This is a genomic window from Winogradskyella ludwigii, assembly GCF_013403985.1.
Lineage (GTDB): Bacteria > Bacteroidota > Bacteroidia > Flavobacteriales > Flavobacteriaceae > Winogradskyella > Winogradskyella ludwigii.
Genome location: NZ_JABFDF010000011.1, coordinates 1 through 6,360, shown reverse-complemented (window position 1 = coordinate 6,360; position 6,360 = coordinate 1). Strand labels below are relative to the sequence as shown.

The 6,360-nt window shown below is 28.9% G+C and carries 7 protein-coding genes; all 7 read left to right on the top strand.

The features are described 5' to 3' along the window. Positions 1-94 precede the first annotated feature (94 nt). The 7 genes from HM981_RS17200 (at position 95) to HM981_RS17170 (ending at position 6,138) form a co-directional block, all read left to right on the top strand. Positions 95-940 (top strand): YiiX family permuted papain-like enzyme, encoded by an 846-nt coding sequence (locus tag HM981_RS17200; protein ID WP_218846498.1) that lies wholly within the window; start codon positions 95-97, stop codon positions 938-940. Positions 941-1,101: 161 nt separating this feature from the next. Beyond that, complete coding sequence (locus tag HM981_RS17195) at positions 1,102-2,307, top strand: AbiH family protein (protein WP_179340038.1); 1,206 nt, start codon at positions 1,102-1,104, stop codon at positions 2,305-2,307. Positions 2,308-2,472: 165 nt separating this feature from the next. Then, a complete protein-coding gene (locus HM981_RS17190) occupies positions 2,473-3,054 on the top strand; it encodes a hypothetical protein (protein ID WP_179340037.1) in 582 nt (193 codons plus the stop codon). Positions 3,055-3,056: 2 nt separating this feature from the next. Continuing rightward, entirely contained in the window at positions 3,057-3,437 is a 381-nt protein-coding gene (locus HM981_RS17185) for a hypothetical protein (protein WP_179340036.1), read from the top strand. A gap of 145 nt (positions 3,438-3,582) precedes the next feature. Next, the gene (locus tag HM981_RS17180) at positions 3,583-4,200 is read left to right on the top strand and encodes a tetratricopeptide repeat protein (protein WP_179340035.1); all 618 of its coding nucleotides are present in this window, start codon (positions 3,583-3,585) and stop codon (positions 4,198-4,200) included. Positions 4,201-4,353: 153 nt separating this feature from the next. After that, entirely contained in the window at positions 4,354-5,094 is a 741-nt protein-coding gene (locus tag HM981_RS17175) for a hypothetical protein (RefSeq protein ID WP_179340034.1), read from the top strand. A 144-nt stretch (positions 5,095-5,238) separates the two neighbouring features. Then, positions 5,239-6,138, top strand: coding sequence for a hypothetical protein (locus HM981_RS17170; protein WP_179340033.1), 900 nt, complete (start codon positions 5,239-5,241; stop codon positions 6,136-6,138). Positions 6,139-6,360 lie beyond the last annotated feature (222 nt).

The window sequence follows — 6,360 nt, the reverse complement described above, 5'->3', positions numbered from 1 at the left end:
AATCCTCTCGGATTTTCTATTCGGTAAATATTTAGTAACTTAGTTGCCAAACCACGCAACTAACTCATACACAACCACGTTGCCACACATATAAATGAAGAACTTAACGACACCATTAGGGATATTTGGAATTGCATATCTTGTTTATGGATTAGTAATGAATATCCGAATGTTTACTGAAGATATGTGGCCTACTTATCTCTTTTTCATTTCAATGGCAATCGGAATTTTATTCTTGACAATTAATAAAATCACTAAAAGACTTCCCAACTTCAGATTTTGGCAAGTACTAATTGGATTATTACCAATTACTACTTTTTACATTTATATGAAAACGTTGGAATATGACAACCCAACACAAACTGAAACTGCTAAAATTGAAAATTATACTAATGATAAACTGAAAAATGGAAATATAATATTCCAAACATCAAAATCGAGTCAAAGTAAAGCAATTCAATTGGCGACAAACTCGAAATACAGTCATATGGGAATTATATACGAGAATGACGGAAAATATTTTGTTTATGAAGCAGTTCAGCCAGTTAAGTTAACACCAATACAAGAATGGATAAATCGAGGAGAAAATGGACATTATGTTGTTAAACGACTTAAAAACTCTGAAAGTATCTTAACAAAAAGAGTTGTAGAGAAAATGAAAGTTTACGGAGAAAAATTTAAAGGAAAACCTTATGATATATACTTCGAATGGTCTGACGATAAAATATATTGCTCTGAACTCGTTTGGAAAATTTATAAAGAAATAGCGAATATCGAAATTGGAAAACTTGAACGACTTTCTGACTTTGACTTATCTAATGAAATTGTACAGAATAAAATGAAAGAAAGATATGGAGAAAATATACCTGCGAATGAAAAAGTAATTTCCCCAGCCGAAATGTTTAATTCTGACAAATTAATAACAATTGAGGAAAAATAAAATACGTGTGGCAACAACGTGTATAATTAATTGCTTTGGCAAGTGCTTATTTGGAAAATTCCTTCGGAATTTTCTCGCGTTCGTTTTTGTTTACTAAATTAGTTACTTAAACACGCAACTAACCATACACAAGACCGTTGTGCAACATTTGAGAAAAACCTATGCCAAAAATATTAATTACAGGAAATGGATTTGATTTAAGCTTAGGTTTACCTACATCTTATAGCGATTTTATTAATATATTAAACTCACTTCACAATTACGGAGATATTGATTTTGACTCTGTTTATAGTAACAGTTCCAATTATGAACAAATAACTGAAAAATATAAAGTGTTTAGTTTCGATTATGAAAAAATCGAAACTTTAAAAATTGAAATTCAAAATAATTTATGGTTCCAGTTTTTCCAAAACGAATTGGAAATAGAAACTTGGATTGACTTTGAAAATAAAATTGAATATGTATTAAATAATCTATTCACATCTGTAAAATACATCAAAGACAATATATTTTCAAAAGGTTCACTTTCTGAAGATAAAATAAATTATAAACCATTGCTATTTAATAATGACGTTGAGATATTACAAGTACTAAAGAGATTTAATATAATTACTCTAGATGCAAATTTTGACATCACTTTAAATGTAAATTACCTTATAAAAAAATATGATTTCTTTATAGATGTAGACCTAAATAAAATAACTCAAAAATTAATAGAGGAATTAAAAGACTTTAAAAAAATATTCAATTTATATTTTGAGGTTTTCGTATTTCCATTTTATGACAATCAAAAAACTAGAGTTGACAAAAGCTTGTTTTTAACAATAACAAAACACTATACATTTAATTACACACCAACTTTTGAGAAAATCTATAAAAAAGTAAATAAGACAAGTTTTTTACACGGAAAAATTGATTCAGATTCCAATGAAATTGTTTTAGGCATTAATGAAATTCCAAATGATGATTTAGATAAGAGATATTTTTTACCATTTACTAAGTACTATCAAAAATTAAATAACAATACTGATTTTGAATTTATTACTGACTTCGAAAAAAGAAAGAATTCAAATTTTCAATTTTTCTTTTTTGGTCATTCTTTAGATACTTCAGATGAAGATTATATTAATGAAGTATTTGACTTTGTGAATAATTTAAAATCAAAAATTAAAACAATTGTAATTATACATCACAGTAAAGCCTCTAAGTCTAAGTTATTGATTAATCTCTTGAACATAAGAGGGAAAGATGATATACAAAGACTAATGCGAAGTAAAAATCTTATATTCTTAAATATTGACTCGACTGAATTAAAAAGAGAATTGAGAAAAGATATTTCGAAACCACCACCAATATCAATAAGATAAAAACGTTGCACAACACCGTATATAATTTATTGCTAGTTCTAGCCTACTTACGAAAATCCTCGCGGATTTTCTATTCGGTTTTTATTTGCTAAATTACGTGCTTAACCACGCAACAAACCATATACAACAACGTTGTACACCATTTGAGAAAACCGATAGAAAGAATTGAAATTAGGAGAAATTTATAAAACAGAATTTGACGAAAGGCCATTTAGAATAATCGGACTTGATGAATACGAAGTCTTTTATGACTGTTTATGGTCAGAAAATAATTGGACTTTTTCAGAGAACTTTAGAGGAAAAAGTATTTTTTACAGAATGTCAACTGACTTTTTTAAAAGTAAATCTGAATTAATTGATTTTCAAGAATTGACCGAAAAGGAACTCAAGTATTTCCGACCTGACTTACCTATGAGATTCGGACGAACAAAAAAAATTAATTGGAACTCATTTGATGCTGACGGAATTGAAAACTTAAAATCTGAATTTAGTAATCGGAAATTAAATACGAACAAAATTGTTCTGGTTCCAATTGGAAAAAAAGGTGGTTATCAAAAAGGAGAAATTATAGAAAGCGAATCGGAATTATCGAAACTTGATATAATTTTAAAAGCAAAAGAAATTCAAGAATCAGTGAATGACCAATTAAGTAACGGAATTGGATTTTACAGGTTAGGTTATGAAAAAGGGTTACCAAGATATTCGATTGGCGAATATTTAGACCGATCAGGAATAATGACAGAATAATTATGAGTTGGGATATTGTACTTTTTAATTCAAAACAGAAAATAGAATCAGTTGCGGAATTGGATGAAAATCAACTCGAACCGACTGATTTTGATGGGATTTTGGGCAACTCATTTGACCGAATTAAAAAAGATGAAAATCACAGAGAAATAATCGGAACTGATTTCACAATTGACTTTATTGTTCATAATGAACCCGTGAGCAATACAATGTTAAGCTTATATGGAGAAAATGGACTTTACGAACTAATTGAATTAGCAAAAAAACATAATTGGCAAATTTATGACTCGGGAATTGATGGAATGGTTGACTTGGAAAATCCAGAGAAAAACGGCTTTGAAAATCACAGAAAATATGTCCAACAAATATTGAAACGGAAATAAAAACGGTGTACAACACCGTGTATAATTAATTGCTTGGTCACTGCCGACTTACGAACATTCCTGCGGAATATTCTATCTGTGATTTATTTGCTAAATTAGTTGCTTAACCACGCAACTAACCATACACAAACACGTTGTAAACAATATGAGAGAAACTTTTAGAATTCTAATTTGCTTATTGATTTTATCAGGCTGTAGGAATAAAAATTATTCTACTGAATCGATATGTAATTGTTATTCTGAATCTGAACTTACACAATTTGACCAAAAATTAAATGGTTGTTTATCGGAATTCAATGCTGAACTGAATCAAAACGAAAAACTGAATTCGGAGGAATTATATAAAGTAGAGTTGACCAAATTGACAAAAAATCTCATCTCTAATTGCGAACAGTATCAAAAGGATTTTAACGAAGTTCTACTAAATAAATATTCTAACAGAAAGATTACGGAAATTCAACGAAATGAATTGCTGGAAAAAATTAATAATAACGAAAATAAGACTGTCAATTTAATAAGATTATCTGAATTAGAAATAGTCAATAAAAATTTTGAACAAGCAGAAAAACTAATAAATCAATCAATTAAATTGGACTCAAATATTGAGAGTGCATATTTAGCAAGAGGTTTTTTATATCATAAAAAAAGTGATTTTCAAAAGGCAATTTCTGATTTTCAAATTATGAGAGAAATAACAAAAAATAACGAATTAAAATATATGGCAGATTTATGGATTTTGAATCTAAAAGAGGAAATAAAATAAATACTGTTTACAACAATGTATAAAAATAATTGCGGTTTAGTGCTAAATCAAAGGTCGTTGCGTGTTTGCTACGTCTGAATTTCCTTCGGAAATTCCTCGCACGCAAACCCGCAACTATTCTTATACGAAACCGTTGTAGCCAATTAAAAAAAAATGAAAAGTTTAATCCGAAAATATATAATACAAAAGTGGTGGATTCCGACCATTTCCTTTTTTCTATCAGTATTCCTTTTCTTTTTTGCTTCTTATTTACAAATTCCAAATCCATATTTCATAGGAGTTATTGGGTTTTTATTTTTAGTTATCGCAGGTATCATTCAGTTATTTAATAAGAAATGGCTGGCGGGAATTCTTAATTTAGGAATTTCATTTTGCGTAGTTTTTGTAATTGGAATTTTTGCGTTTACATTTATGACAATATTTGGACCAGATAATGATACTTTTACTGACAATTTGGAATTGCCAAAAAACGTAAAATTAGATTATCCAATTGATTTATTGAGTGGCGAAGATTTTGAATACTTACGTCCTACATCAGAAATCGAAAGAAAAAATATTGACTTTCAGCTATATAATTCTTTTCAACCAGGACTTTATGAATACGACTTTTGGACAGATTCAAATTTAAACGGAACTGTTTACTTAAAAGTTTATGAAATAACCCAAGAAGTCCAGCTATCAGAATCTAGATTACGTGAACGTTCTTCAATTAGAATTGAAAACACTAATGGGAAATTGAAAAAATTTGGAACAAACGACCATTTTACAATTTATGAAGGGGATTGGGGAAAACCATATGGAGCAAGGTTTGAAATTTGGTTCAAACCAGAAAATGGTGAAAAGGAAAAGAAAGTATTTGAAAAAAATTATATAATCGAAGGGTGGATGAGATAAAAACTGGCTACAACACCGTATATAATTTATTGCTAGTTCTAGCCTACTTACGAAAATCCTCTCGGATTTTCTATTCAGTTTTTATTTACTAACTTTAGTGCTTAAAACACGCAACAAACCATATACATTAACGTTACAGCACATATGAGAATCGTACTTCTAATAACAATTTTACTTGTATCAAACTTTGGTTTTTGTCAAGAAACCGAAAAATTGACTGTGGAAAATTTAAAACTTGAACTTGCTGAATTTTTAGTAAAGAAAAAGCAGATAAAGAATTTAGAAGCATACACTACCAAAAATCTGAACCTATACTTTGGTGGAATTCACCGAAAAGAATTAGAAAATGAACTATTAAATGGAATTTATGTTTTTAATAATGCTTCAAGTCACAGTCTTTCGTTTTTTGTTATTATCGAAAATAATTCATTTAGCATTTTAGACATCTCAACCTTACAAGGACTGAAAGACTCAATTGCAAGAACATTAGAATTTGCGAACGAGCAAAAATATTGTGCAGAAATCATACAAGACTATATTTCAAGGTTAGTAGATATTCACTTTAGGATAAATAGAAATCCAAATCGTCGATTGAATAAAAATTGTGAATTTGAGTTGAAGCCAACTAAAAGCACTTATGAGTTAAAATCTCTAAGATTAAAACTTGCTGAATTTCTTGTAAAACAAAACGAAATTGAAAATATAGAATACTACTTTGAGTATGATTTATTCTTAATGGTTAGAACATTCGAAATCTATTATGGAATTGACAAAAAAGAAAATATTGATTGTGGAGTTTATTCATTTGAATTCTTAAATGAGGAATATGACCAAAATCGTTATTATGTAATAGTAAATGAAGATTGGTTAGAAATTTTCGAAATAGAAAGTTCTGGAACTTTGTCTGATGGAATTAATAAAATATTGGACTTTGCCGAAAGTCATAAATATTGTCATTTAAAAACAGGACAAATTATCGAACAATTAATCGGAAAAAAATATTCGGAAAGCTGTTTCGATAATCCGACTTTTAAATTACCATAAAACTGAAAATAAATACGTGCTGTAACACCGTGTATAATTAATTGCTTGGTTCTAGCCTACTTGCGAATATTCCTGCGGAATATTCACGGGTTCGTAAAAGTTTGCTAATTTAGTTACTTAACCACGCAACTAACCATACACAATCACGTTAGGCACAATATGAACAAAACTTTGAGACAATTATTTTCAATTGGAATTTTGACATTATTTCTGACCCAAATC

Bases quoted from the DNA above. Each gene is read 5' to 3' on its own strand.
- HM981_RS17200 (WP_218846498.1), top strand. From the start codon at position 95: ATGAAGAACTTAACGACACCATTAGGGATATTTGGAATTGCATATCTT.
- HM981_RS17195 (WP_179340038.1), top strand. From the start codon at position 1,102: ATGCCAAAAATATTAATTACAGGAAATGGATTTGATTTAAGCTTAGGT.
- HM981_RS17185 (WP_179340036.1), top strand. From the start codon at position 3,057: ATGAGTTGGGATATTGTACTTTTTAATTCAAAACAGAAAATAGAATCA.
- HM981_RS17180 (WP_179340035.1), top strand. From the start codon at position 3,583: ATGAGAGAAACTTTTAGAATTCTAATTTGCTTATTGATTTTATCAGGC.
- HM981_RS17175 (WP_179340034.1), top strand. From the start codon at position 4,354: ATGAAAAGTTTAATCCGAAAATATATAATACAAAAGTGGTGGATTCCG.
- HM981_RS17170 (WP_179340033.1), top strand. From the start codon at position 5,239: ATGAGAATCGTACTTCTAATAACAATTTTACTTGTATCAAACTTTGGT.